Origin of the sequence: Pseudonocardia acidicola, from assembly GCF_012911935.1 — a bacterium.
Classification (GTDB): domain Bacteria; phylum Actinomycetota; class Actinomycetes; order Mycobacteriales; family Pseudonocardiaceae; genus Pseudonocardia; species Pseudonocardia acidicola.
This window is the reverse complement of sequence record NZ_JAAXLA010000018.1, coordinates 41966-65809: the sequence shown is the minus strand read 5'-3', so window position 1 is coordinate 65809 and position 23844 is coordinate 41966. Positions and strand designations below refer to the sequence as shown.

The 23844-nt window shown below is 73.7% G+C and carries 22 protein-coding genes and 1 pseudogene; 13 read left to right on the top strand and 10 right to left on the bottom strand.

Going from position 1 to position 23844, the window contains the following annotated elements; translation table 11 throughout:
• Positions 1-53 precede the first annotated feature (53 nt).
• Positions 54-1352 (bottom strand): ATP-binding protein, encoded by a 1299-nt coding sequence (locus HF526_RS12180; RefSeq protein ID WP_169381498.1) that lies wholly within the window; start codon positions 1350-1352, stop codon positions 54-56.
• A gap of 6 nt (positions 1353-1358) precedes the next feature.
• A complete protein-coding gene (locus HF526_RS12175) occupies positions 1359-2042 on the bottom strand; it encodes a response regulator transcription factor (RefSeq protein ID WP_169381497.1) in 684 nt (227 codons plus the stop codon).
• A gap of 113 nt (positions 2043-2155) precedes the next feature.
• Between HF526_RS12175 and HF526_RS12170 the strand changes: the two genes are divergently transcribed.
• From HF526_RS12170 to HF526_RS12160, 3 genes are all read left to right on the top strand, one after another.
• On the top strand, positions 2156-2665 hold the full coding sequence (locus HF526_RS12170) for a hypothetical protein (RefSeq protein ID WP_169381496.1): 510 nt from the start codon (positions 2156-2158) through the stop codon (positions 2663-2665).
• A 27-nt stretch (positions 2666-2692) separates the two neighbouring features.
• The gene (locus tag HF526_RS12165) at positions 2693-3724 is read left to right on the top strand and encodes a P1 family peptidase (RefSeq protein WP_169381495.1); all 1032 of its coding nucleotides are present in this window, start codon (positions 2693-2695) and stop codon (positions 3722-3724) included.
• Between the two features lie 429 nt (positions 3725-4153).
• Positions 4154-5038: a polysaccharide deacetylase family protein gene (locus HF526_RS12160; protein WP_169381494.1), complete on the top strand. Its 885-nt coding sequence runs from the start codon at positions 4154-4156 to the stop codon at positions 5036-5038.
• A 331-nt stretch (positions 5039-5369) separates the two neighbouring features.
• On the opposite strand, the gene HF526_RS12155 is transcribed toward HF526_RS12160, so the two are convergent.
• From HF526_RS12155 to HF526_RS12145, 3 genes are all read right to left on the bottom strand, one after another.
• Complete coding sequence (locus HF526_RS12155; protein ID WP_169381493.1) at positions 5370-5642, bottom strand: MoaD/ThiS family protein; 273 nt, start codon at positions 5640-5642, stop codon at positions 5370-5372.
• A gap of 13 nt (positions 5643-5655) precedes the next feature.
• Positions 5656-6717, bottom strand: a complete 1062-nt coding sequence (gene moaA, locus HF526_RS12150) for a GTP 3',8-cyclase MoaA (protein ID WP_338051429.1) — start codon at positions 6715-6717, stop codon at positions 5656-5658.
• A gap of 182 nt (positions 6718-6899) precedes the next feature.
• Positions 6900-8105, bottom strand: coding sequence for an acyl-CoA dehydrogenase family protein (locus HF526_RS12145; RefSeq protein WP_169381492.1), 1206 nt, complete (start codon positions 8103-8105; stop codon positions 6900-6902).
• A 70-nt stretch (positions 8106-8175) separates the two neighbouring features.
• Between HF526_RS12145 and HF526_RS12140 the strand changes: the two genes are divergently transcribed.
• The 5 genes and pseudogenes from HF526_RS12140 (at position 8176) to HF526_RS37380 (ending at position 11330) form a co-directional block, all read left to right on the top strand.
• Complete coding sequence (locus HF526_RS12140; protein WP_169381491.1) at positions 8176-8580, top strand: TOBE domain-containing protein; 405 nt, start codon at positions 8176-8178, stop codon at positions 8578-8580.
• Between the two features lie 2 nt (positions 8581-8582).
• A complete protein-coding gene (gene modA / locus HF526_RS12135; protein ID WP_169381538.1) occupies positions 8583-9353 on the top strand; it encodes a molybdate ABC transporter substrate-binding protein in 771 nt (256 codons plus the stop codon).
• A 109-nt stretch (positions 9354-9462) separates the two neighbouring features.
• Positions 9463-10236, top strand: a complete 774-nt coding sequence (locus HF526_RS12130) for an ABC transporter permease (protein WP_169381536.1) — start codon at positions 9463-9465, stop codon at positions 10234-10236.
• A gap of 59 nt (positions 10237-10295) precedes the next feature.
• Positions 10296-10718: pseudogene (locus tag HF526_RS37385) on the top strand (ATP-binding cassette domain-containing protein); the annotation flags it as partial.
• A gap of 39 nt (positions 10719-10757) precedes the next feature.
• Positions 10758-11330, top strand: coding sequence for a TOBE domain-containing protein (locus HF526_RS37380; protein ID WP_420821612.1), 573 nt, complete (start codon positions 10758-10760; stop codon positions 11328-11330).
• A gap of 21 nt (positions 11331-11351) precedes the next feature.
• Here HF526_RS37380 and HF526_RS12120 read toward each other — a convergent pair whose 3' ends face one another.
• Complete coding sequence (locus HF526_RS12120) at positions 11352-11561, bottom strand: TOBE domain-containing protein (RefSeq protein WP_169381490.1); 210 nt, start codon at positions 11559-11561, stop codon at positions 11352-11354.
• Positions 11562-11902: 341 nt separating this feature from the next.
• Here HF526_RS12120 and HF526_RS12115 point away from each other — a divergent pair, with 341 nt between their 5' ends.
• Positions 11903-13081, top strand: a complete 1179-nt coding sequence (locus tag HF526_RS12115) for a S8 family peptidase (protein ID WP_338051427.1) — start codon at positions 11903-11905, stop codon at positions 13079-13081.
• A 10-nt stretch (positions 13082-13091) separates the two neighbouring features.
• On the opposite strand, the gene serS is transcribed toward HF526_RS12115, so the two are convergent.
• Positions 13092-14363: a serine--tRNA ligase gene (gene serS, locus HF526_RS12110; RefSeq protein WP_169381488.1), complete on the bottom strand. Its 1272-nt coding sequence runs from the start codon at positions 14361-14363 to the stop codon at positions 13092-13094.
• 177 nt (positions 14364-14540) lie between these two features.
• Between serS and HF526_RS12105 the strand changes: the two genes are divergently transcribed.
• Together HF526_RS12105 and HF526_RS12100 are read left to right on the top strand one after the other, a co-directional pair.
• Positions 14541-16217 carry an AMP-binding protein gene (locus HF526_RS12105; RefSeq protein WP_169381487.1) on the top strand — a complete coding sequence of 559 codons (1677 nt, stop codon included), beginning with the start codon at positions 14541-14543 and terminating at the stop codon, positions 16215-16217.
• 269 nt (positions 16218-16486) lie between these two features.
• Entirely contained in the window at positions 16487-16873 is a 387-nt protein-coding gene (locus HF526_RS12100; RefSeq protein ID WP_338051426.1) for a cold-shock protein, read from the top strand.
• Between the two features lie 25 nt (positions 16874-16898).
• Here the strand turns inward: HF526_RS12100 and HF526_RS12095 are convergent, their stop codons facing one another.
• The 3 genes from HF526_RS12095 to HF526_RS12085 form a co-directional block, all read right to left on the bottom strand.
• On the bottom strand, positions 16899-17378 hold the full coding sequence (locus HF526_RS12095; protein WP_169381485.1) for a DUF2771 family protein: 480 nt from the start codon (positions 17376-17378) through the stop codon (positions 16899-16901).
• A 46-nt stretch (positions 17379-17424) separates the two neighbouring features.
• Complete coding sequence (locus HF526_RS12090; protein WP_338051425.1) at positions 17425-19104, bottom strand: MFS transporter; 1680 nt, start codon at positions 19102-19104, stop codon at positions 17425-17427.
• A 123-nt stretch (positions 19105-19227) separates the two neighbouring features.
• The gene (locus tag HF526_RS12085; protein ID WP_169381534.1) at positions 19228-19968 is read right to left on the bottom strand and encodes a glutaminyl-peptide cyclotransferase; all 741 of its coding nucleotides are present in this window, start codon (positions 19966-19968) and stop codon (positions 19228-19230) included.
• A gap of 70 nt (positions 19969-20038) precedes the next feature.
• On the opposite strand from HF526_RS12085, the gene HF526_RS12080 reads away from it, so the two are divergent.
• Positions 20039-20815 carry a DUF3027 domain-containing protein gene (locus HF526_RS12080; RefSeq protein ID WP_169381484.1) on the top strand — a complete coding sequence of 259 codons (777 nt, stop codon included), beginning with the start codon at positions 20039-20041 and terminating at the stop codon, positions 20813-20815.
• A 26-nt stretch (positions 20816-20841) separates the two neighbouring features.
• Positions 20842-23832, top strand: coding sequence for a sacsin N-terminal ATP-binding-like domain-containing protein (locus tag HF526_RS12075; RefSeq protein ID WP_169381483.1), 2991 nt, complete (start codon positions 20842-20844; stop codon positions 23830-23832).
• The last annotated feature ends 12 nt before the right edge of the window (positions 23833-23844 follow it).

Below are 23844 nucleotides of genomic sequence, written 5' to 3'. Positions count from 1 at the left end.
ACAAGGTGCCGTTCGGAGGTCTATGGCCGCGCTGCGTGCTTCCTAAGGCGCGGCTAAGGGGCTGTGCCCGGTGGGCCGAGCTCGACGACGACCCGCAACCCGGCGCGCTCCGCCGGCTCCAGCCGCAGCGTCCCGCCGGCCTGCTCGGCGCTGCGCCGCGCGATGTCGAGGCCGAGCCCGGTGGACCCGGCCCCGCTGACGCCACGGCGCAGCGCGGCCGTCGCGCCCGCCGGGAGGCCCGGCCCGGCGTCGGCCACGGTGAGGGTCGCCCCGCCGCCCTCCCGCGGCGTCAGCCGCACGGCGAACGCGGTGCCGTCCGGGGTGTGGGCGAAGACGTTGCCGAGCAGGGCGTCCACGCACGCCTCGAGGTCGGCGCGGCCCAGCGCGACGGGCAACGGACCGGGTGCGATGTCGACGGCGGTCTCCCGCTCGGTGTCCTCGGCCAGCACAGACCAGAACGCGATGCGGTCGGACACCGTCGCGGCGGCGTCGCTGACCACTCGTTCGCCACCCGGTTCGGCGCCGCGGCGGCGGGCCTGGTCGATCGCGCTCGTGACCGCCCGCTGCACGCCGTCGACCCCGGCCCCGATGCGGGCGGCGTCGCGTGGGTCGGACAGCGACTCGGCGTCCAGGCGTAGCGCCGTCAGCGGGGTGCGCACCCGGTGCGCCAGGTCGGCCACCGTCTCGCGTTCCTCACGGAGCAGTTCCGAGATCCGGGCGGCGAGCGTGTTGAGCGCCCCGGCCACGACCCCGAGCTCGCCGGTCGCCTGCGGATCGGCCCGGGCGTCCAGCTCGCCGCGGGCGAGCCGGTGGGAGACCGCGGCCAGGTCGATCGTCGAACGCACCAGCGAGCGGGCCATCCGATCGGCGACGGCGAGGCTGACCAGCAACAGGCCGATCCCCAGCGCGGCGAGCAGCAGCCAGGCGCGGGTGACGCCGCGGGTCAGCTCGGCGTCGGGGACGAACGCGCGGATCACCCCACCGGTGCCGGACGGGTCCCGGACCGCGAACACGATCTCCCGGCCACCGGGCACGACGGCCGACGCGCTGGTGCCCCGGGCACCCAGCTCGACCAGTGGGGAGCGCTCGGCGGCGGCGCCGAGCCGGGTGCCGTCGGCGAGGAACAGCGTGACGTCGTAGGCCGACGTGGCGTCGACCTGCGCGACGCTCAGCGCGAGCGCGGCCCGGTCGCCGGTGGCGACCAGCGAGCTCACCGCCTGCGCTTCGACGGTCGCGCCCTGCACCGCCCGGTCGGCGGCGACGGTGCGCAGCAGCAGCGCCAGCGGCACGAGGAACGCGATCAGCACGAGGGAGGTCGTGGCCCCGACGAGGACCAGGACGCGGCGGCGCACGCCCGCTCAGTCCTTCGGGGCGGCGATGCGCACCCCGACCCCGCGCACGGAGTGCAGGTAGCGGCTCTGCTGGGCGGTCTCACCGAGTTTGCGGCGCAGCCACGACAGGTGCACGTCGACGGTCTTGTCGGCACCCCCGTAGGGCAGTTGCCACACCTCGGTGAGCAGTTCCCGTTTGCTGATCACCTCACCGGCCCGGGCGGCCAGGTAGTGCAGCAACGCGAACTCCCGCGGCGTCAGGTCGAGATCGACCCCGTCGAGGCTGGCCTGCCGCGAGCGCGGGTCCACCCGTAGTCCGCCGACCACGACCGTCGGATCCGTCACAGGCTCGCCACCGCGGCGGAGCACCGCCCGGATCCGGGCGTCGAGCTGCGCGGCACTGAACGGCTTGACCAGGTAGTCGTCCGCGCCGGCGTCGAGCACCGCGACGATCTCCCGCTCGTCGTCGCGGGCGGTCGCCACGATCACCGGCACCCGGCTCGCCCCACGCAGCATCGTGAGCATCGTGGCGCCGTCCAGGTCGGGCAGCCCGAGGTCCAGTACCACGATGTCGGGTCGTTTACCGACCGCATGCTCCAGGCCGGCGAGGGCGGTGGGTGCCGATTCGACGGCGTGTCCACGCTCGGTCAGGCCGCGGATGAGGGCGCCGCGAATCGCCGGATCGTCCTCGACGAGGAGCACCTGGGCCATTCGGGAACCGTAGGACACAACGTGCGAGAAGTACCTCACATCATGGTTGTGGCGGGCTGACACTATCGATGCGTTAGGTCCGTCTTAACCCATCGGGACGGCATGCTGTGGGCATGAGCCCCCCGGAGACCGGCCGCGCGGCCCGACGTCCGCACCGGGGCCGCACGATCACGCTGCTGGCGTTGTGGTCGGCGGCCGTCGTCGGCGCGACCCTCGTCGGGCTGACGGCGGTCGGGGCGATCGGCAGCGGGATCGTCGGCGCCGGGCAGCAGCCGTTGAGCCGGTCCGAGGTCGACGCCCGGCTGGCCTCGGTCCCGGTTCCCGGCACGGTCCCGCCCGTGCCTCCCGCCACGGCCGCTCCCACGTCCGCCGCCACCCCCGCCGGCCCCGGGACGACGGGGGTGGTCACCGCCGGGTCGGCGGGGACTGTCGTGGCGCGGTGTGTGAACGGTGTCGCCCAGGTGATCACGGCGACCCCGGCGCAGGGGTACGGCGTGCACGGCGAGCAGGAGAGTGGGGACCGGCCGCGGGTCCGGTTCGAGTCCGACGGGACCCGCGTCGAGGTGCGACTGAGCTGCCAGGACGGCCGCCCGGTGGGTCAGCTCAGGGTCGACGACCACTGATCCCGGCGCCGGGATCAGGATGGCGCCATGCACCCCGGACCTGCCAACGCCCTGACCGATGTCTCCGGCCTGCGGGTCGGGCATGCCGCACTGACCGGAGACGGCGCGCTGAGCGGCACCACCGTCGTGCTCGCGCCGCGGAACGGCGCAGTCGGCGGCGTGGATGTCCGCGGAGCGGCCCCGGGGACCCGGGAGACCGATCTGCTCGATCCACGCAACAGCGTGCAACGCGTGCACGCGATCGTGCTGAGCGGCGGCAGTGCCTACGGCCTCGCCGCCGCCGATGGGGTGATGCGCCGGCTGGAGGCGGCGGAGGTCGGGTTCCCGGTCGGCGCCGCACCGGGTGAGGTGGTGCCGATCGTGCCCGCCGCGGTCGTCTTCGACCTCGGCCGGGGCGGGGACTTCGGCGCCCGCCCGGATGCCGCCCTCGGGGCCGCGGCCTACGACGCCGCCGCGGCCGGCCCGGTGGCCCAGGGTGTGGCCGGTGCCGGGACCGGGGCGGTGGCCGGAGGGCTCAAGGGCGGGGTCGGGACGGCCAGCGTCGTGCTCGACGACGGCGCGACGGTGGCGGCGCTCGTGGTGGTCAACGCAGCCGGGTCCGGTGTGGACCCCGCGACCGGGCAGCTGTACGGCGTGCGGTGTGGGCTGGCGGGAGAGTTCCCGGACGTGGCGGTGGGCCCGGAGGCGCTGGCCGGTCTCGGTGCGGCCGCGTCCGACCGCGCTGCGCTGCGGCCCGGGACCGCGACGACACTCGGGGTGGTGGCCACCGACGTGACCCTGGACAAGGCCGGATGCGCCCGGCTGGCCGGCATGGGGCATGACGGGCTGGCCCGCGCCATCTCTCCGGTGCACACCGCGATGGACGGCGACACGATCTTCGGCCTGTCCACCGCCGCCCGGCCCGCACCCGGACCGGCCGGGCTGTACGCGTTGCAGGCCGCCGCGGCCGACGTGGTGAGCCGCGCCGTGGCGCACGCGTTGCTGGCCGCGCGCAGCGTCACGACCCCCGGCGGCGCATGGCGCGGCTACCGGGACGTGGTCGGGCTGTCGGTGGGGTAGCCGCACGCCCGCGATCTGATCAGCAGCTTCACCGGCTCGCGCCGGGCCCAGCAGGAACGGCACCGCCCGGCCGACCTCGACCAGCGCCTCCGGATAGCGGGCGTAGGCGCGCGAGAGCTGCCGCCACGCCGCGACCGGCACCCCGACCAACTCGCCGTCGGGCGCCGACCCGGGCCCAGCCCGTCCGGCGCGGCGCCCGGCCCGGGGCCGGCCGGCGTCTCCGCCCACCCGTCACCGCCGGCGCCGCTGTCATGACTCGAACATACGGTCGAACTCCGACAAACCGGAACGCATCCGGGACGAGCGCGAGGTTATGTGCGATCGCGAATCGCGAATCCTGGCCGAAGCGGGCCGCCGACTCACCCGGCCGAGTGCCTCCGCCTCTGGCACGGTGGGCATCGCCCGAGTATCTCGACGAGAGGACACATCGTGGCCAAGGAGATCTTCGTTGCCTTCGGAATCGACGTCGATGCGGTCGCAGGCTGGCTCGGCTCCTACGGGGGTGAGGACTCGCCCGGCGACATCTCCCGGGGCCTGTTCGCCGGTGAGGTCGGTGTTCCGCGACTCAACAATCTGCTGGCCCGCTACGACCTGCCGGCGACATGGTTCTGGCCGGGCCACTCGGTCGAGACGTTCCCGGAGCAGTTCGAACAGGTCGTCGCGGCGGGTCACGAGATCGGTGTGCACGGCTACAGCCACGAGAACCCGATCGCGATGACCCGCGAGCAGGAGGCCGACGTCCTCGATCACTGCATCGACCTCATCACGAACCGGATCGGCAAGCGCCCCACCGGCTACGTCGCCCCGTGGTGGGAGTTCTCCCGGGTCACCAACGAGCTGTTGATCGAGCGCGGCATCACCTACGACCACTCGCTGATGCACCGCGACTTCGAGCCGTACTACGTGCGCGTCGGCGACAGCTGGACCACGATCGACTACGACAAGCCCGCCCGCGAGTGGATGAAGCCGCTGGTCCGCGGTCAGGAGACCGACCTCGTGGAGATCCCCGCGAGCTGGTACCTCGACGACCTGCCGCCGATGATGTTCATCAAGGCCAGCCCGAACAGCCACGGCTTCGTGAGCCCGCGGCACATCGAAGAGCTGTGGCGGGACCAGTTCGACTGGGTCTACCGCGAGAACGACTACGCGGTCTTCACCTTCACCGTCCACCCCGACGTCTCGGGGCGTCCGCAGGTGCTGCTGATGCTGGAGCGGCTGATCGAGCACATCTCGGGGCACGAGGGCGTGCGCTGGTCGACGTTCGACGACATCGCGCAGGACTTCCTCAAGCGCCGGCCGCGGACGGCGTCCTGATGTGCGGTGCGTGCGGCGGTGCGCCGCCGGATCCGGCCGGGTCGCGTGTGGCCGGGCCGCACCGGCGCGCCGCCGTCGCGCGCACCGTCACGGCGGCGAGCCACGGCGTGACGGTGCGCGCGGTGCCCGGCGGCTGGACGGTCGCGACCAGGTCGGGCCGCACAACGGTCTGCCGGACACTCGACGCCCTGGTCACGGCGGTGCTGCCGTACGCGGCCGAGGATTCGCCGGCCGGGTTGCAGGCGCTGGTCGCGACCGCGGCGGGCTCCCGGGAGGAGTCCGTCGACGCGGCGCGGGCGGCCGTGCACGCCCTCGGGGAGGCGCTGGCGGCTCAGCCCCCGGCGAACGGCGGCAGCACGTCGAGCGTGGCGCCGTCGGACGGTCGCACCCCGTGGTCGCGCACCGCCACCTCGTCGAGCAGGTAGCTGCACCGCTCCAGCACCCGGCCGAGCGCGTCGCCGTGCCGGTCGCGGACGGCGGCGATCAGGTCGTCCACGGTGGCCCCGGCGGGCACCTCGATGGCCTCGGTGTCGACGCCGGCGGCCGCTCGGGCCGCCGCGAAGTACCGGATGGTCACGGTGGTGGTCGTGGTGGAAACGCTCATGCCGTCATCCTTCTCAGCCGCCGATGGCGCTCATCGGGCGGTCCGGCTGCAGGAACCCGGGGTCGTTGATGCCGTGGCCGGGGAGCTTGCCCCACATCGCGTCGCGCCACGTGTCGGCGATCTCCGCGTCGGAGGCGCCGCCGCGGACCAGGGCGCGCAGGTCGGTCTCGGTGCGGGCGAACAGGCAGTTGCGGATCTGGCCGTCCGCGGTCAGTCGGGTGCGGTCGCAGGCTCCGCAGAACGGCCGGGTGACCGAGGCGATCACGCCGACGACGGCGGGCCCGCCGTCGACGATCCAGCGTTCGGCCGGGGCGCCGCCGCGCTCGGTCGGGTCCGGGGTGAGGGTGAAGCCCTCGCGGAGCCGATCGAGGATCTCGCCGGCGGTGATCATCTCCGAACGCTCCCAGCCGTGCTGGGCGTCCAGCGGCATCTGCTCGATGAACCGGAGCTCGTAACCGCCTGCCACGGCGAAGCGCACCATGTCGACGGCTTCGTCGTCGTTGACCCCGCGCAGCAGCACGCTGTTGATCTTGACGGGGCTGAGGCCGGCGGCGCGCGCGGCGGCCAGCCCGTCCAGCACGTCCGAGAGCCGGTCGCGGCGGGTGATGGTGGCGAACCGGTCCTGGCGCAGGGTGTCCATCGAGACGTTGAGCCGGTTGACCCCGGCGGCGGCCAGGGCCTCGGCTCGCCGGGCCAGTCCGATGCCGTTGGTGGTGAGTGAGATGTCCGGCCGCGGCTCGAGTGCGGCGGAGGCGGCGATGATCTCCTCGAGGCCCTTGCGCAGCAGCGGCTCGCCGCCGGTGAAGCGCAGTTCGTGCACGCCGAGCTCGCGCACCGCGATCCCGATCAGCCGGACGAGCTCGCCGTCGGTGAGCTGCTCGGCGCGGTCCATCCAGTTCAGGCCCTCGGCCGGCATGCAGTAGGTGCAGCGCAGATTGCAGCGGTCGGTCAGGGAGATCCGCAGGTCGGTCGCCACCCGGCCGAACCCGTCGATCAACCGGGGGTCGTCAGGGCGGGCCGGGTCTCGGGTGGTGGACCCCCGCAGTGCCGGGAGGCCGAGCTCGGTAGCCGTCACGACATGAGCGTAACCGCCCAGCGCGCCCGCTAGTCACAACGTGACCAGCCACAACGTCGGCAGCCGCAGGTGCGGAACAATTATACCACCGACATGCGCAGACGCGGTTTTACTTCCCAGCATCTCCCTGATCGAGGGGACAGGATGCCGGCCCGCCGGCGGCGGGCGGGCCGGCGAGGCCGTCAGGCGTGCCGGCCGAGCTCCTGGCGGGCGACCGTCCGCAGATGCACCTCGTCGGGACCGTCGGCCAGTCGCAGCGCGCGGGCCCAGGTGTAGAAGTAGGCGAGCGGGAAGTCGTCACTCATCCCGCCGCCGCCGTGGATCTGGATGGCGCGGTCGATGACGTCGCACGCCATCCGCGGGCAGATCACCTTGATCGCGGCGATCTCGGTCGCCGCGCCCCTGGCGCCGAACCTGTCGATCAGCCATGCGGTCTTGAGCACCAGCAGGCGCGCCTGCTCGACCTCGATCCGCGACTGCGCGATCTGCTCGCGCACCACGCCCTGGTCGGCCAGCGGCCGTCCGAAGGCGACTCGCGACCGTGCGCGGCGCACCATCAGGTCGATGGCCCGCTCGGCCATGCCGATCAACCGCATGCAGTGGTGGATGCGACCGGGGCCGAGCCGGGCCTGGGCGATCGCGAACCCGCCACCCTCCTCGCCGAGCAGGTTGCTCACCGGCACCCGCACGTCGTGGAACTCGATCTCGGAGTGCCCGTGCTGATCCTGGTAGCCGAACGTCGGCAGGTGCCGCTCGATCTCCAGGCCGGGGGCGTCGCGGGGGACCAGCACCATCGACTGCTGGCGGTGCGCCGCTGCCTCCGGGTCGGTCTTGCCCATCACGATGAAGATCTTGCAGCGCTCGTCGGCGGTGCCGGAGATCCACCACTTCTTACCGGAGATGACGTACTCGTCGCCGTCGCGGCGAATGGTGGTCTGCACGTTGGTCGCGTCGGAGGAGGCGACGTCGGGCTCGGTCATCGCGAACGCGGACCGGATCTCCCCGGCCAGCAGCGGCTCGAGCCACTGCTCCTTCTGCTCGGGGGTGGCGAACAGGTGCAGCGTCTCCATGTTCCCGGTGTCCGGGGCCTGGCAGTTGATCGCCTCGGGCGCGATCACCGGCGACCAGCCGGAGACCTCGGCGATCGGTGCGTACTCCAGGTTGGACAACCCGGAGACGCTGGGCAGGAACAGGTTCCACAGGCCGCGGGCGCGGGCCTCGGCCTTCAGCTCCTCGACCACCGGGGGCAGATCCCATTCGGCCGGGGTACCTCGGCGCTCGGCGCGCCAGGCGTCGTAGGCCGGCTCCGCCGGCAGCACCTTCTCGTCGAGGAAGGCACGCATCCGCTTCGTGTAATCGGCAGCCACGGCGCTGGGTTCGAAGTCCACGTCCCGCAGCAAACCACACCCGACGAGCTCTGCTGGTGGAAGTCGCAGACGCGGACATAGGATCCCGCTCGTGCCGCAGTTCAGGATTGCCGAGGCCGCTCGGTTGCTCGGTGTCAGTGATGACACGGTCCGCCGATGGGTCGAGGCGGGCACGCTGCCGGTGCAGCCGGACGCCTCCAACCGCAAGGTCATCGACGGCGCCGCGCTCGCTGCGTTCGCGCGCGAGCACGCCCACAGCGCGCCCGACCCGTCCGAGGTGGGACGCTCGGCGCGCAACCGGTTCGTCGGGCTGGTCACCGCGGTCGTGGCCGACCGCGTGATGGCTCAGGTGGAGATGCAGTGCGGGCCGCACCGGGTGGTGTCGCTGATGAGCAGCGAGGCCGTCCGCGAGCTGGGTCTGGAACCCGGGGCGCTCGCCGTCGCGGTCATCAAGTCGACGAATGTCGTGATCGAAACCCCCGGAGGTAGCTCGTGAGGATCCGTGTCCTGGCCGGTGTGCTGGCCGCTCTCGCCCTGGCCCTGGCCGGTTGCGGCGGCGCGTCGTCCGGCTCTGCGCAGGCCTCCGCCCCACAGGCGCGCACGCTCACGGTGTTCGCCGCGGCGTCGCTGACCGACACGTTCAACGCGCTGGGCAAGCAGTTCGAGGCGCAGAACCCCGGCGTCACGGTGAAGTTCAACTACGCGGGCTCGTCCGACCTGGCCCAGCAGATCGTCAACGGGGCGCCCGCCGACGTGTTCGCCGCGGCCAGCAACGCCACGATGAAGACGGTGACCGACGCCGGGGACGCTGCCGGCGCGCCGAAGGTCTTCGCGACCAACGTGCTGCAGATCGCGACCCTGCCGGGCAACCCGAAGCACATCACGTCCTTCGCCGACCTCACCAAGCCCGACCTCAAGGTCGTGGTGTGTGCCCCACAGGTGCCGTGCGGGGCGGCCGCCGCACAGGTGGAGAAGGCCACCGGCGTGACGCTGAAGCCGGTCAGCGAGGAGCAGGACGTCAAGTCCACCCTCAACAAGGTGAGCACCGGCAACGCCGACGCGGGCCTGGTCTACGTCACCGACGTCACCGCGGCCAAGGGTGCGGTGCAGGGCGTGAGCTTCCCGCAGGCGCAGCAGGCCGTGACGAGCTACCCGATCGCGGTCGTGAAGAACGCACCGCAGGCCGACCTGGCCCAGAAGTTCGAGGCTCTGGTGACCGGCGAGGCCGGACAGAAGGCGCTGCAGGCCGCCGGGTTCGGCACGAAGTGACGCGCGGCGGCCCGGAAGCAGCGACGGCGTCGTGACGACGGCAGCCGACGAGGTCCGCACCAGCCGTACGCGGCCCTCGAAGGACCAGCGCCACGACACCGGGGTCGGGCTGCCCCGGCTGCTCTGGGTGCCGGCCGCCCTGGCCTTCGCCCTGATCGCGCTGCCCGTGTTCGGGCTGCTGCTCAAGGCGGACTGGTCCCGGATGCCGGAACTGCTGCTCAGCGACGCGGCCCTGGACGCGCTGCGGCTGTCCCTGATCACCGCCGCGATCTCGACGGGGCTGTGCATCCTGCTCGGCGGCCCGCTCGCCGTCGTGCTGGCGCGCAGCCGGCTGCACGGGCTGCGGACGGTGCGTTCGGTGGTGCTGCTGCCGCTGGTGCTGCCGCCGGTGGTCGGCGGGCTCGCGCTGCTGTTCCTCGTCGGCCGGACCGGCCTGGTCGGGCGCGGGCTGGACCTGGCGTTCGGGATCACGGTGCCGTTCACCACCGCGGCCGTGGTGCTGGCGCAGACGTTCGTGGCGATGCCCTTCCTGGTCGTCAGCCTGGAGGGCTCGCTGCGGACCGCGGGCGAACGCTACGAGCAGGTCGCCGCCACGCTGGGCGCGTCACCGATACTGGCGTTCCGGCGGGTCACGGTGCCGCTGGTGCTCCCGGGGCTCGCCTCGGGAGCAGTACTGGCCTTCGCCCGCTGCATGGGGGAGTTCGGCGCGACGATCTCCTTCGCGGGCAGCCTGCAGGGCACCACGCGGACGTTGCCGCTGCTGGTCTATCTGCAGGGGCAGACCGATGTCGACGGGGCGGTCGCGCTGTCACTGCTGATCGTGGTGGTGTCGATCATCGTGATCGTGGTCGGCCGTCCGCGGACCGTCGAGGGGCTGCGGTGACGCCCGGCCTCGACGCGTCCATCACGCTGAGCCGTCCCGGGTTCACCCTCGACGTCGAGCTGGCCGCCGAACCCGGCGAGGTGGTCGCGGTGCTCGGGCCCAACGGCGCGGGTAAGTCCACGCTGCTGGGCGTGCTGTCCGGGTTGCTGCGCCCGGACGCCGGGCACGTCCGGGTCGGGGACACGGTCGTCACCGACGTCGCGGCCGGCGTGCACGTCGCGGCGCACCGGCGCGGCGTCGGGCTGCTGGCCCAGCAGGCTCTGTTGTTCCCGCATCTCACCGCGGTCGGCAACGTCGCGTTCGGCCCCCGGGCGATGGGCGTGCCGCGCCGCGAGGCGGAGCGCGCCGCCCGGGACCTGCTCGCCGACGTCGACGTGGCCGCGCTCGCCGACCGCCGGCCGGCCCAGATGTCGGGCGGGCAGCAGCAGCGGGTCGCGCTGGCCCGGGCGCTGGCCCCCGGGCCGGGGCTGCTGCTGCTCGACGAACCGCTCGCCGCGCTCGACGTCGACGCCACCCCGGCCATGCGTTCGCTGCTGCGCCGGATGATCCGCGACGGGAAACAGACCGCGGTGCTGGTCACCCACTCCGCGCTCGATGCGCTCGTGCTGGCCGACCGGGTGGTGGTGCTGACCGGTGGCCGGGTCGTCGAACGGGGCCTGACCCGCGACGTGCTGACCCGCCCGCGTAGCCCGTTCACCGCCCGGATCGCCGGCCTCGACCTGGTGCCCGGTACGGCGTGCGAGGACGGCCTGCGGACCGCCGACGGGCTGCTGGTGGCCGGCCGCGGCAACGGCGGGGCGGCGCCCGGCGAGCGGGCCGTCGCGGTGTTCCCGCCGTCCGCGGTGGCCGTGTACGCGAAGCCGCCCCAGGGCAGCCCGCGCAACGTCCTGCCGGTCCGGCTGGCGGCCATCGAGCCGCGCGGCGACGTCGTGCGGCTGCGGGCGGGTGCGATGGACGGCGGCCCGGACTGGGTCGACGGGTTGGCCGCCGACGTCACGCCGGCGGCGGTCGCCGATCTGGGAGCGGAACCCGGGGCGGCGCTGTGGTTCGTGGTGAAGGCGACCGAGGTCGGCATTCACGCCGCCGGCGGCTGAGCGGATGTCACCCGCCCGGGTTCACTCCGCGGCCAGGGCGACCTCGGTCGACTTCACCAGGACGGTGACCTTGCTGCCCTGGGTGAGGCCGAGATCGGCCACGGCCTCGTTCGTGATGGACGCGGTGACGTGCTGGCCGCCGTCCAGCGCGACCTTCACCACGCTGAGCGCCCCGCCGGAATCGACCGATTCGACGGTACCGGCGAGCTGGTTGCGGATCGACAGACGCATGTGCGGGCCCCCTGACCGGTCTCGTTCGAAGGCGGACGCTAACCACGCCGGCCCCTCCGCGTCCCCACCCGGCAGGGGTGGGGCGCCGCGGTGGGAACGAGTGCGCGAGGGACGAACGCGGCTCCATCGGGCGGGTCGACCGCACCTGCATGATCATCGGCGGGGGGATCGCCGGCACGTCCGGCCGGCGGATGTCGCGGGCGCCGGTGTCATCCGCCGGGCGGGCGACCCGGACGGCCGTATGTCTCAATACCCTGCGCTGTCACATCCTGCACATCGGCATCACCCGACACGATCGTGTCTCTGTTGCGACTCCTGCCTCATCCGTACCGTCGCTTTCTGTGACACGACTGCTCCTGCGGGTCGTCCCCGTGGTGCTCGTCCTCCAGGTCGCCGCGGCGCTGCTCGGGCCGGCGAGCGGGTTCGCGCAGGGCGCCGTCGCCGGGTCGGCCGCCCCCGCGGACTACGTCGTGCACGCCCGGACGGCCGCCGAGGCGGACGCCGCGGCCCGGGCGGTCGGGGCCCGGCCGTCGGCGACGTTCAACCGGGCGGTCGCCGGGTTCGCCGCCCGGCTCACCAGCGCTCAGGTCGACTCGCTGCGCAAGCGGCCCGGCGTGCTCGGCGTCGAGGAGGACCGGCGGATCAACCCGCTCGAGCCGCGGTCCGTCCGGCTCTCCGGTGCCGAGGCCGTCCAGATCGATCCGCGCAACTGGGGGCTGGACCGGATCGACCAGCGCACGCTGCCGCTGGACGGCCACTACACCGCCGACGCCACCGGCGCCGGCGTCACCGTCTACGTGCTCGACACCGGCGTCGACGTCACCCACCCCGAGTTCGGTGGCCGCGCGCAGTTCGGCACCGACACCATCGACAACATCCCGGGCGACTGCGACGGGCACGGCACCGTCGTCGCCGGCATCGCCGCCTCGAAGGACTACGGCGTCGCGAAGCAGGCCCAGGTGCGGTCGGTGAAGGTGCTGGACTGCAACGGGTCGGGGACGCTGTCGTCCCTGCTCGCCGGGGTCGACTGGGTCGCCAAGAACGCCCAGAGGCCCGCCGTCGCCGTGATGTCCTGGAGCTACGGGCAGTCCGGCGTGCTGACCTCCGCGGTCGAGCAGCTCGTCGCCTCCGGGGTGTTCGTGGCGTCCTCGGCGGGCAACACCGGCGCCGACGACTGCTCGGTCGCCCCACGGGATGCGCGGGGGGTGCTCGTGGTCGCCAACTCCACGATCGACGACCGGCGGGCGTCGAGCTCGAGCACCGGGCCCTGCGTCGGTCTCTACGCGCCGGGCACCGGCATCATCTCCACCACCCCGGGTGGGCAGACCGCTTCCTACACCGGCACCTCGATGGCCGCGCCGTTCGCCGCCGGGGTGGCGGCGCTGTACAAGCAGCGATTCGGCGACGCGCCCAGCGCCACCGTCCGGCAGTGGATCATCGGTCAGGCGACGCCCGGGGTGATCTCCGGCGGCAACGTCGACGGGACGCCGGACCGGCTGCTCTACACCGGCGGGCTGTGACCGGCCGCGGCTACTGCGCGGTGAGGACGTCGAAGCCGGTGTAGGGCACCAGGGCCTCGGGGATGCGCACCGAGCCGTCGGCCTGCTGGCCCTGCTCCAGGATCGCGACCAGCGTCCGGCCGATCGGCAACCCGGAGCCGTTCAGCGTGGCCGCGAAGCCGCGCGTGCCGTCCTTGGCCTTGGTCCGGATTCCGGCCCGGCGGCCCTGGAACGTCCCGAAGTCCGACACCGACGAGATCTCCCGGTACCGGCCCTGGCTGGGCAGCCACACCTCGATGTCGTAGGTGAACTCGGCGGAGAACCCGATGTCCCCGGCGGCCAGCTTGACCACCCGGTAGGCCAGCCCGAGCTCCTGCAGCACGGCCTCGGCGTGCCCGAGCAGGATCTCCAGCTCGTCGCGGGAGCGCTCCGGGTCGACGATGCGCACCAGCTCCACCTTGGAGAACTCGTGCATCCGGATCAGCCCGCGGGTGTCGCGGCCGTAGGAACCCGCTTCGGAGCGGAAACACGGCGTGTGTGCGGTGTAGGCGAGCGGGAGGTCCTCCAGCTGCAGCGTCTCCCGCGCGTGCAGGTTGGTCAGCGGGACCTCGGCGGTCGGGATGAGGAACAGCTCCCGGTCGGCCACCTCGGTGCGGAACAGTTCCTGCTCGAACTTCGGCAGCTGCCCGGTGCCGGTCATCGTCGCGCGGGTGACCAGGGTGGGCACCGAGTACTCGGTGTAGCCGTGCCGGTCGGTGTGCAGGTCGAGGAAGAAGCGGGACAGCGCCCGCTCCAGCGCGGCGCCCTTCCCGCGCAGCACCGCGAACCGGGGACCGGACAGCTTGGTCGCCCGGGGCAGGTCGAGGATGCCCAGCTTCTCGCCGAGGTCGACGTGGTCGAGCGGGGTGAAGTCGAGCTGCACCGGCTCGCCCCAGCTGCGCACCTCCTCGGCGTCCTCGTCGGAGGACCCGTCGGGCAGCTCGTCGGCGGGCAGGTTCGGAATGCCGAGCAGGAACTCCTGCAGCTCCGTCTCGAGGGCCTTGTGCTCCTCCTCGGCGGCGGCGATCGTCGTCTTGAGCTCGCGGGCGCGTTCGACGAGCGCGGGGCGCTGCTCGGGGGAGGCGTTCTTCACCGCGGAGGCGATCCGCTTGGACTCGGCGCGCGCCTCGTCGCCACGCTGGATGGCGGCGTTGCGGCCGCCGAAGAGCTTCTCCAGTTGCGCGAGATCGAGTTGGTAGCCGCGCCGGGCGAGGCGCCGCGCGGCATCGGTGGCCGGGTCGAGCAGGACGCGGGGGTCGTGCATCTTCCGAGGATATCGCCAGGACACGAGCGGGTTTCGGGCCGACTCCCCACATGGAGGTGGCGTCGCAGCGGGCGGCAGCGCAGGATATGGCTCGCATCACAGGATCAAGATCGGCTCTGCGATCGGCTGCGCTCCCTGCCGGTCCGGGCCGCCCGACCGCACGAGGAGTACAACGCCGTGACTTCCGCAGGCAGGGATAGCACCGCACCGGCCGTCCCCTCCTACGCCTCCGGCACCTCCGACGTCCCGCTGCTCGGCGACACCATCGGCGACAACGTCGACCGGACGGCGGCGGCGATGCCCGACGCCGAGGCGCTGGTCGAGGTCGCGACCGGACGCCGCTGGACCTACGCCGAGCTGCGCGAAGAGATCGACACCGTCGCGATGGGCCTGATCGCCGCCGGCCTGACCAAGGGCGACCGGCTCGGCATCTGGGCCCCGAACATGGCCGAGTGGACGCTGACCCAGTACGCCACGGCCAAGATCGGCGTCATCCTGGTCACCATCAACCCGTCCTACCGCACGCACGAGCTGGAGTTCGTGCTCAACCAGGCCGGGATCTCGGTGCTGGTCGCCGCGCAGAGCTTCAAGACCTCGGACTACGCCGGGATGATCGACGAGGTCCGGCCGCGGTGCGAGGCGCTGCGCCAGGTCGTGCTGATCGGCACCAAGGACTGGGACGCGCTCGTGGAGTCCGGTCGCGGCGGCGACCGTGCCGAGCTCGCCCGGCGCCAGTCCGAGCTGAGCCCGGACGACCCGATCAACATCCAGTACACCTCGGGCACCACGGGCTTCCCCAAGGGCGCCACGCTGAGCCACCACAACATCCTGAACAACGGCTACTTCGTCGGGCGGCTCTCCGGCTACACCCCTGAGGACCGGGTCTGCATCCCGGTGCCCTTCTACCACTGCTTCGGCATGGTGATGGGCAACCTGGCGTGCACCAGCAGCGGCGCGACGATGGTGATCCCGGCCCAGGGCTTCGACCCGAAGGCCACCCTCGCCGCCGTCGCCCAGGAGCGCTGCACGTCGCTCTACGGGGTGCCGACGATGTTCATCGCCGAGCTGAACGACCCGGATTTCTCCTCCTACGACCTGAGCTCGCTGCGGACCGGGATCATGGCCGGGTCGCCGTGCCCGGTCGAGGTGATGAAGCAGGTCGTGGACCGGATGGGCATGACCGAGGTGACGATCTGCTACGGGATGACCGAAACCTCACCGGTGTCCACCCAGACCCGCACCGACGACTCGCTGGAGCTGCGGGTCTCCACGGTCGGCCGGGTGCACCCACACCTCGAGGTCAAGATCGTCGACCCGGAGACCGGGCTGACGCTGCCCCGTGGCGAGCCGGGCGAGCTGTGCACCCGCGGCTACTCGGTGATGCTCGGGTACTGGAACCAGCCGGACAAGACCGCCGAGGTGATCGACGCCGCCCGCTGGATGCACACCGGCGACATCGGGATCATGGACTCCGACGGGTACGTCAACATCACCGGCCGGATCAAGGACATGGTCATCCGCGGCGGGGAGAACATCTACCCGCGCGAGATCGAGGAGTTCCTCTACACCCACCCCGACGTGCTGGATGCGCAGGTCGTCGGCGTTCCCGACATCCGCTACGGCGAGGAGCTGTGCGCCTGGGTGACGCTGCGCGAGGGCGCCCCCGAGCTCACCGCGGAGGCCGTCCGCGAGTTCGCCGACGGCAAGCTCGCGCACTACAAGATCCCGCGCCACGTCGTGGTCGTCGACGAATTCCCGATGACCGTCACCGGCAAGGTGCGCAAGGTGGAGATGCGCGAGCGCTCGATCGAGATGCTGGATCTCGCCGAGGCGGCCGCGGTCCGCAACGCCTGAGCCCGCGCCGGTATCGCGGGCTTGTCGTCGCTATCGCAGTGCAACAGCGACGGCAAGCCCGCTGAATGCCGAACATTAGGCGCCGCTCGGCCGCTGCGTGGACGGGGGACACGACGCTAGGCTGAGTCCGCGCGTCCCGGTGTCGCTCGGCGAGCCGATCCAGCAGTGTGCGGCGGACCAGGCATCAGGGGCGCGTTTTGTCGTGCGGATGCCGCGTTTCCGACGCGGGGCGGGCGACAAGAGAATCGATCGAGGAACGGGTGAACAAGGTGCCGACCGGCAGGGTCAAGTGGTTCGACGCCGACAAGGGCTTTGGTTTCCTCGCCCAGGACGGTGGCGAGGACGTCTATGTCCGAAAGGCTGCGCTGCCGCCCGGGGTGCAGACACTCAAGGCCGGCCAGCGGGTGGAGTTCGGCATGGCCGAGGGCCGGCGGGGCCCGCAGGCGTTGTCCGTGCGCCTGGTCGATGCGCCGCCGTCGGTGGTCGAGGCGACCCGGCGTCCGGCCGAGGAGCTGCACGGCCTGATCGAGGACATGATCAAGCTGCTCGAGTCGAAGGTGCAGCCCGACCTGCGGCGGGGGCGCTACCCCGACCGCAAGACCTGCAAGCTGGCCGCCGAGGTGGTCCGCGCGGTCGCGCGCGACCTGGACGGCTGAGCCGGCCGAGCCGGCTGAGCCGGGGTCAGCCCCCGGCGGCGATCAGCACCCAGCTGCCCCGGACCGGGAACTCCACCTCGCCGGTCTCGGGGTCGGTCACCGGGGCCGGGCCGAACTGCTGCACCTGCGCGGTGAGCAACTGGTCGCCCTGGTCGGGCAGTTCGAGGGTGTAGTCCTTCTGAGCCTTCGGGGCGAAGACCGGGCTGCGGCCGTCGACCTGCTTGCCGTCCGGGCCGCGGTAGCTGAACACGACGTGCCAGGGCGTCTCGGAGATGCCGGCGGGCACCGCCACCTGCACGGCGGTGCCGGCCGGCACGGGAAGCCGGACCTCCGCGCCGGAGTCGTCCTTGCAATTGGTGAGCTGCAGATCGCAGTACTGGGTGGGGCCGGTGGTCTTCGCCTGCCCGCCGACGGTGAACGTCACCTCGGGCGGTGCGCTCGACCCGCAGCCGGCCAGCAGCAGGGCGGGCGCGAGCAGCAGCACTCCGAACACGCGGCGGGACACGCCTTCACCATACGGAGCGTGGTGGCGGCCGATGATCCGGAGTGGCTCAGCGCACGGGCTGCGGGCCGGGCCCCGCGCCGCGCACACCCAGCCCCGGCACCAGGCTGCGGCCGCGGCTGATCAGCGCCGTCTGGGTGCCGGCGAGGGCCACCACGGCGGCGACGATCGCGAACCCGATCCAGAACGTGCTGTGCGGGACCAGCACACCGAGCGCACCACCGAACACCCAGGCCAGTTGCAGCACCGTCTCCGAGCGGCCGAACGCGGACGCCCGTGACTCCTCCGGCAGGTCGCGCTGGATCACCGCGTCGAGGCACACCTTGGCCAGCGCGCTCGCGGTCGCGGCGACCAGCCCGACCACGGCCGCGGTCACGATCCCGGGCAGCACCGCCGCGACGACCGCCGACGCCCACGCCGCGGTGATACAGGCCAGCACCAGGGTGTCGGCGTGCCGGAACCGCTGCCGCGAGCCGACCGCGTTGCCGGTGAACGAGCCGATCCCGGCCGCGGTGCCGACGATGCCGATGAGGACCAGCTGCCGGGCCGGGTTCTGCTCGGTCTGGGCCTTCACCACGAATGCGACGAACAGCGTCAGGAAGCCGGTCAGCACCCGGATCGAGCCGTTGCCCCACAGCGTGACCAGCACCGGGCGACCCATCGGCTGCCGCTTGCCGCGCCGGCTGCTGCGCAGCGCGGCAGGCACCTCCCCGGCGGTGACCTCCACCCAGCGTGGGATGCGCAGGCACAGCGCGGTCCCGACCACGCACAGCGCGGCGGTGTAGAACAGCGCGCCGTTCGAGCCGACGAGGGCGGCCACGGCGCCACCGATGCCGCCGAACAGCGCGCCGGACGCGAGCCCGAACGCGGTGAGCCGGGAGTTCGTGGTGACCAGGGTGATCTTCTCGGGCAGCACTCTCGGGGTGACCGCCGCCTTGAGCACGACGAAGGACTTGCTGAGCACCATCGTGCCCAGCGCGGCCGGGTAGAGCAGCCAGTTGTCGTAGTTCAGCGCCATCACCACGGCGAGCAGCGCGCGACCGGCGAAGGAGATCGCCAGCGCCGCCCGGCGGCCCCGCTGCAGCCGGTCCAGCAGGGGCCCGATCACGGGTGCGACCAGCGCGAACGGTGCGACGGTGATCGCCAGGTAGAGCGCGACGTTGGTCTTGCTCTGCGCGCTCGCGGCGGCGAAGAACAGCGTGTTGGCCAGCGCGACGGCGACTGCGGCGTCCACCGCGTAGGTCATCATCGTCGCGTAGGTGAGCGCCTCCAGGCCCGAGCGGTCGGCGCCGTCGGCCGTCGTGGCGCGGCGGAACGCGCGGATCCCGTTCCCGGTGATCTCCCGGCTGCGCATCGCCGCGACGCGGGTGACCGTCAGCTTGCGGGGGCGGCGCGGGCCGGGACGGGCCGGGCGGTTCCCGGTGGGTGCCTCCGGCGCCTCCTCGTCCGACGGGTCGACCGCCGGCCGCGGGTCGGCAGGTGGCAGGTCCTCCGACGGCAGGCCGTGCGGGTCCGGCGGCGGCCGCCAGGCCGGGGCCGGAGGTGGGTTGCGGCGGTACTCGGCGGGGTCGTAGTCGGGGTCGTCGTGCCAGGGGTAGCGGCGGCGGATCAGCGGTTCGTCCGGGACGGGCCGGGGTGCGGCCGGGGGCGTCTCGTGGTCCTCGGCCGGCGGTTGTTCGGAGGCCGCAGCCGGGATGTGGCCGGAGACGGGCCCGCCGTCGACGGTCACCCACGTCCGCCGGCCTGCACGGCGCCCCCGCCGGGGCTGGGAGGAACCGGACCGTGCCACGTCCACATTCTGACCTATCCGGACGCTCGTCGGCCCGGGTCCGAGCGGGACGCGCCGCAGCCGTCAGGACACGAAGCGGACCCGGAACATCGACGGCCACAGCTTCCCGGTGAGCAGGAACTGCCCGTCACCGACCGCGGCGATGCCGTTGAGCACGTCGGTGCCGGCCCGGCTGCGCGCGTCGAGCAGCCCGCCGGCGTCCACCACCGCGGTCACCCGGCCGTCGGCGGGATCGACCCGGACCAGCCGGTCGGTGGGCCACACGTTGGCCCACACCTGCCCGCCGACGCATTCCAGCTCGTTGAGTTCGGGGACCGATCGGCCGTCCAGGGTGACCCGCACCGAGCCCGTCTCGGCGAAGGTCACCGGGTCCTGGAAGCGCAGCCGATCGGTGCCGTCGGTGCGGACCAGCCGGTTGTGTCCCGCGTCGAAACACAGCCCCCAGCCCTCGCCCTGCAACGGGACCCGGCGCAGCAGCTGCAGGGTCTGCCGGTCCCACTCGAGTGCCACCCCGTCGCGCCAGGTGAGCTGCCAGATCCGGTCGCCGACCACGGTGATGCCCTCGCCGAACTCGCCGTCGGGCAGCGGGACGGCGCGGCGCAGCGCCCCGGTGGCCGGATCGAGCTCGCGCAGCTGCGAGTGGCCGGACAGCCCGGTGCCCTCGTAGAGCACCCCGTCGTCGAGCTCGAGCCCCTGGGTGAACGCGCTCGTGTCGTGGCGCAGCACGGCGATGACCTGCGGGTGCAGCAGCGGGACATCCGGACCCGGATCGACCGGCGGCGTCGCCGCGGCACAACCGGCCATCACGAGGGCGAGGGCGCCCAGCAGCGCACGCCGCACAGTCACGGTTTCCGAGAGTGGCACAATTTCTCGGATGAGCGCCGTTCCGACCCTCGACCCGCCCCGCCAGCTCGCGGCCGCGGTTGCGCTGGCCCGGTCCGCCGCGATCGACGAGGCAGCCACCGATGTCGGCGCCGCAGCCGCCGAGGAGTCGGTGGGCGAACACCTCGAGGCGCGACCGGAGAGCGCCAACGCCCTCACCCACTACTTCGCCGCCACGCACGGCGGGTACCGCGGCTGGCGCTGGGCCGTCACGGTCGCCTGCGCGGGCGAGGGCGAGCCCGTGACGGTCAGCGAGGTCGTGCTGCTGCCCGGACCGGACGCGCTGGTGGCGCCGAGCTGGGTGCCGTGGCAGGAGCGGATCCGCCCCGGAGACCTCGGGGTCGGCGACCTGCTGCCGCCCGCGCCCGCCGACGACCGCATCGTCCCGGCCTATCTGCAGTCCGACGACCCCGCCGTCGAGGAGGTCGCCACCGAGATCGGCCTCGGCCGCACCAAGGTGCTCAGCCGCAGTGGCCGCGTGGACGCCGCACAGCGCTGGCAGGACGGCCCGCACGGCCCGGCCGCGGACATGGCCAAGGCCGCCCCCGCCTCGTGCGGGACCTGCGCGTTCTTCCTGCCCCTGGCCGGTTCGCTGCGGGCGGGCTTCGGGGTGTGCGCCAACGAGTACAGCCCCGCCGACGGTGCGGTGGTGTCCGTCGAGTTCGGCTGCGGCGCGCACTCCGACGTCGTGGTCGAGAACGGCTCGCCGGTGCACGTGGCCCCGCTGGTCTACGACGACGGGGTCGACCTGGAGCCGACCGAGTCCTGATCCCGACCGCGTAGGCGTACCGGCCCATGCCCGCCCCCGAGATCGCCGACCCGTACCGCACCGCCGCGCTGCGCGCTGCGGTGCTCGACGCGTGGGCGGGTTCGCCGACCCGGTTCCGGGAGGACGCGAACGCGGAGGAGGACCTGCTGCTCGGCGGTTACGCCGACGCGTGGTTCGTCGAGCTGGCCCAGAACGCGGCCGATGCCGCCCGGGCCGCGTCGGTCCCCGGGCGGCTGCAGGTCACCGTCGTCGACGGCGAGCTGCGGGTGGCCAACACCGGGACGCCGCTGGATGCGGCCGGGGTGGCCGCGCTGGCCTCGCTGCGGGCCTCGGCGAAGCGCGACGAGGACGGCTCGGTCGGGCGGTTCGGGGTCGGGTTCGCCGCGGTACTGGCGGTGTCCGCAGAGCCCCGGGTGGTCAGCGGGGCCGGTTCCGGGGTGCGGTTCTCCGCCGCCGGCACCGCCGCGGAGGCGCGCGCGTTGCCCGGGCCGGCCGAGGAACTGGACCGCCGTGGCGGGCAGCTGCCGGTGCTGCGGCTGGTCTGGCCGGTGGCGCCCGGCGAGGCGCCGCCGCCCACCGGGTTCGACACCGAGGTGCGGCTGCCGCTGCGCGCGGACGCGGACCCGGCCGCTCTGCTGGCCGCGGCCCTGGACGCCGCCCCGGACCTGCTGCTCGCGCTGCCCGGCCTGGTCGAGATCGCGGTCGGTGACACGGTGCTGCGCCGGATCGACGACAGGCCCGGCGCGGCGCGCATCGAGGGTGCCCCCGACGGGCCGCAGCGTTGGCTGCTGGCCCGCCGGACCGGACGGCTGGACGCCGCCGCCGCCGGCGCCCAGGCCACCGAGCTGCGCGGCCGCCTCGACTGGACCGTCTGCTGGGCGGTGCCGGTGGACACCGCCGGACGGCCGCGCCCGCTGCGCGCGGGCGCCGGGGAGGTGCTGCACGCCCCGACCGCGAGCGCCGAGCGGCTCTCGCTGCCGGCCAGGCTGATCGCGACCATCCCGCTGGAGCCCGACCGGCGCCGCACCCGCAGCGGTCCGGTCACCGACCGGGTGCTCGCCGAGGCCGGCCCGGCCTACCTGGACCTGGTCCGCGGGGTGCCGCCCGCAGACCGGATGGGCCTGGTCCCGGAGCCCGGTTTCCCTCGCTCGGAGCTCGACGCCCGGCTGCGCGAGGTGCTGTTCGACGCGCTGCGCGGCGCCGCGTGGCTGCCCGGTGCCGGGGACCCGGCCGGGACCGAGCTCGCGCCCGGCCGCGCCGAGTGGCTGGATCTGCCGGGCGCCGACGGGCTCGCGGAGCTGCTCGCCGGTGGTGACCCGGCGTTCGCCGGGCTGCTCGCCCCGGACACGGTCACCGGCGCGCACACCGGCGTTCTCGCCGAGCTCGGGGTGCACCGGCTGGGCGCCGACGAGCTGGTCGCCCGGCTGCTCGGGGTGCGCCGCCCGGCGCGGTGGTGGCAGGCGGTGTACACCGCGCTGGAGCCGGCCGCGGAATCCGTGCCCGGGCTGGTCGACGAGCTGCGCGGACTTCCGGTGCCGCTGGCCGACGGGCGGACCGTGGCCGGACCGTCATCGGTGCTGCTGCCCGGCGCGGAGGCGGCAGGCCCGGTCGCCCGGCTCGCCGAGCTGGGGCTGCCCGGCCTGCACATCGCCGCCGCCGACGCCGTGCACCCGCTGCTGGCCCGGCTGGGGGCGGCCGCGGCGGATCCCGTGGGGGTGCTCGACCAGCCGGCGCTGCGCGACGCCGTCGAACGTTCGGTGGACGACGCGGAGGCCGGACTCGACACGCGGCCGCTGGCCGAGGCGGTGCTCGACCTCGTCGGCGAGCTCGGTCCGGGGGCCGCCGCCCGGCGTCCGTGGCTGGGCGCGCTCGCGCTGCCCGACACCGACGGCGAGCCGGCCCGCGCCGACGAGCTGATGCTGCCCGACGCCGCGCTGCGCCCGCTGCTCGCCGGCGACGTCCCGGTCGGTGTGCTCGACGCGGCCTGGGCCGACCGGGTCCCGCGGTCGGTACTGACCGCCGCCGGCGTGCTGGACGGGTTCGCGGTCGTCGTCGACGACGAGCCGGCCGGCCCCGACCACGACCTGCACGACGAGGACCTCTGGTGGGACGGGCTCGACGAACCGCCGGCAGGGCTCGTCGCGGTCCGCGACCTCGATCTCGTCGCCGACGACGCCTGGCCGGCCGCGCTGCGGCTGCTGGCCGGTGAGCCGGACACCCGGGCCGCCGTCCTGCACGGCGGGTACACGGCGTGGTGGCTGGCCGCGCACGCCCGGCTCGGCGGGCACCGCCCCGGGCGCTGGCGGCTGCCGTCGGCGTCCGGGCTCGCCGCGCTCTACGACCCGGCCCCGGTCGGCGGCGACGGCGCGGGCGGCCCGGACGAGGCGTTCCTCGCCGCGATCGGGGTGCGGGCCGGGTTCGGGGTGACCGACGACGCCGACGCGGCCGACCTGCTGGACCGGCTGTCCGATCCCGAGCGGCATCCGGATGTCGCGCTGGTCGCCGCCGCACATGCCGAACTGGCCGCGGCCGTCGCCTGCGGGCGTGTCGACCCCGCCGAGCTGGACGCCCCGGAGCAGGTCCGGGCCCTCGACGGCAGCGTGGTCGGCGTCGACGACGCGGTGGTGCTCGACGCCCCGTGGCTCGCCGCCGTGCTGCCCGCCGCCGAACTGGTCGCGGGCGGGGACGCGGGGGACAGCGGCGCGCTGGCCGATCTGCTCGACCTGCCGCTCGCCTCCGACGTCGTGTCCGGCTCGGTGGTCGGCACCGGCCGGACGGTGCGCTGGGCGGATCTGGCAGAGGTCGTGGTGGCATGCCACACACTGGGGCTGCAGGTGCCTTCCGGGGAACTGATCGTGCACGACGAGCTGGTGATCGAGCTGCGCCGCCCGGCAGCGGGCCGCCGACCCGTCCCGGCCTGGCACGATGCTGACGGACGATGGCACGCCTCGGACCCGGTTCGGGCGCTGCTGGCGACAGCGGCACTCGGCCGATCGGACGAACCGGTTGCTGGGTAAACCTTTCTGTCG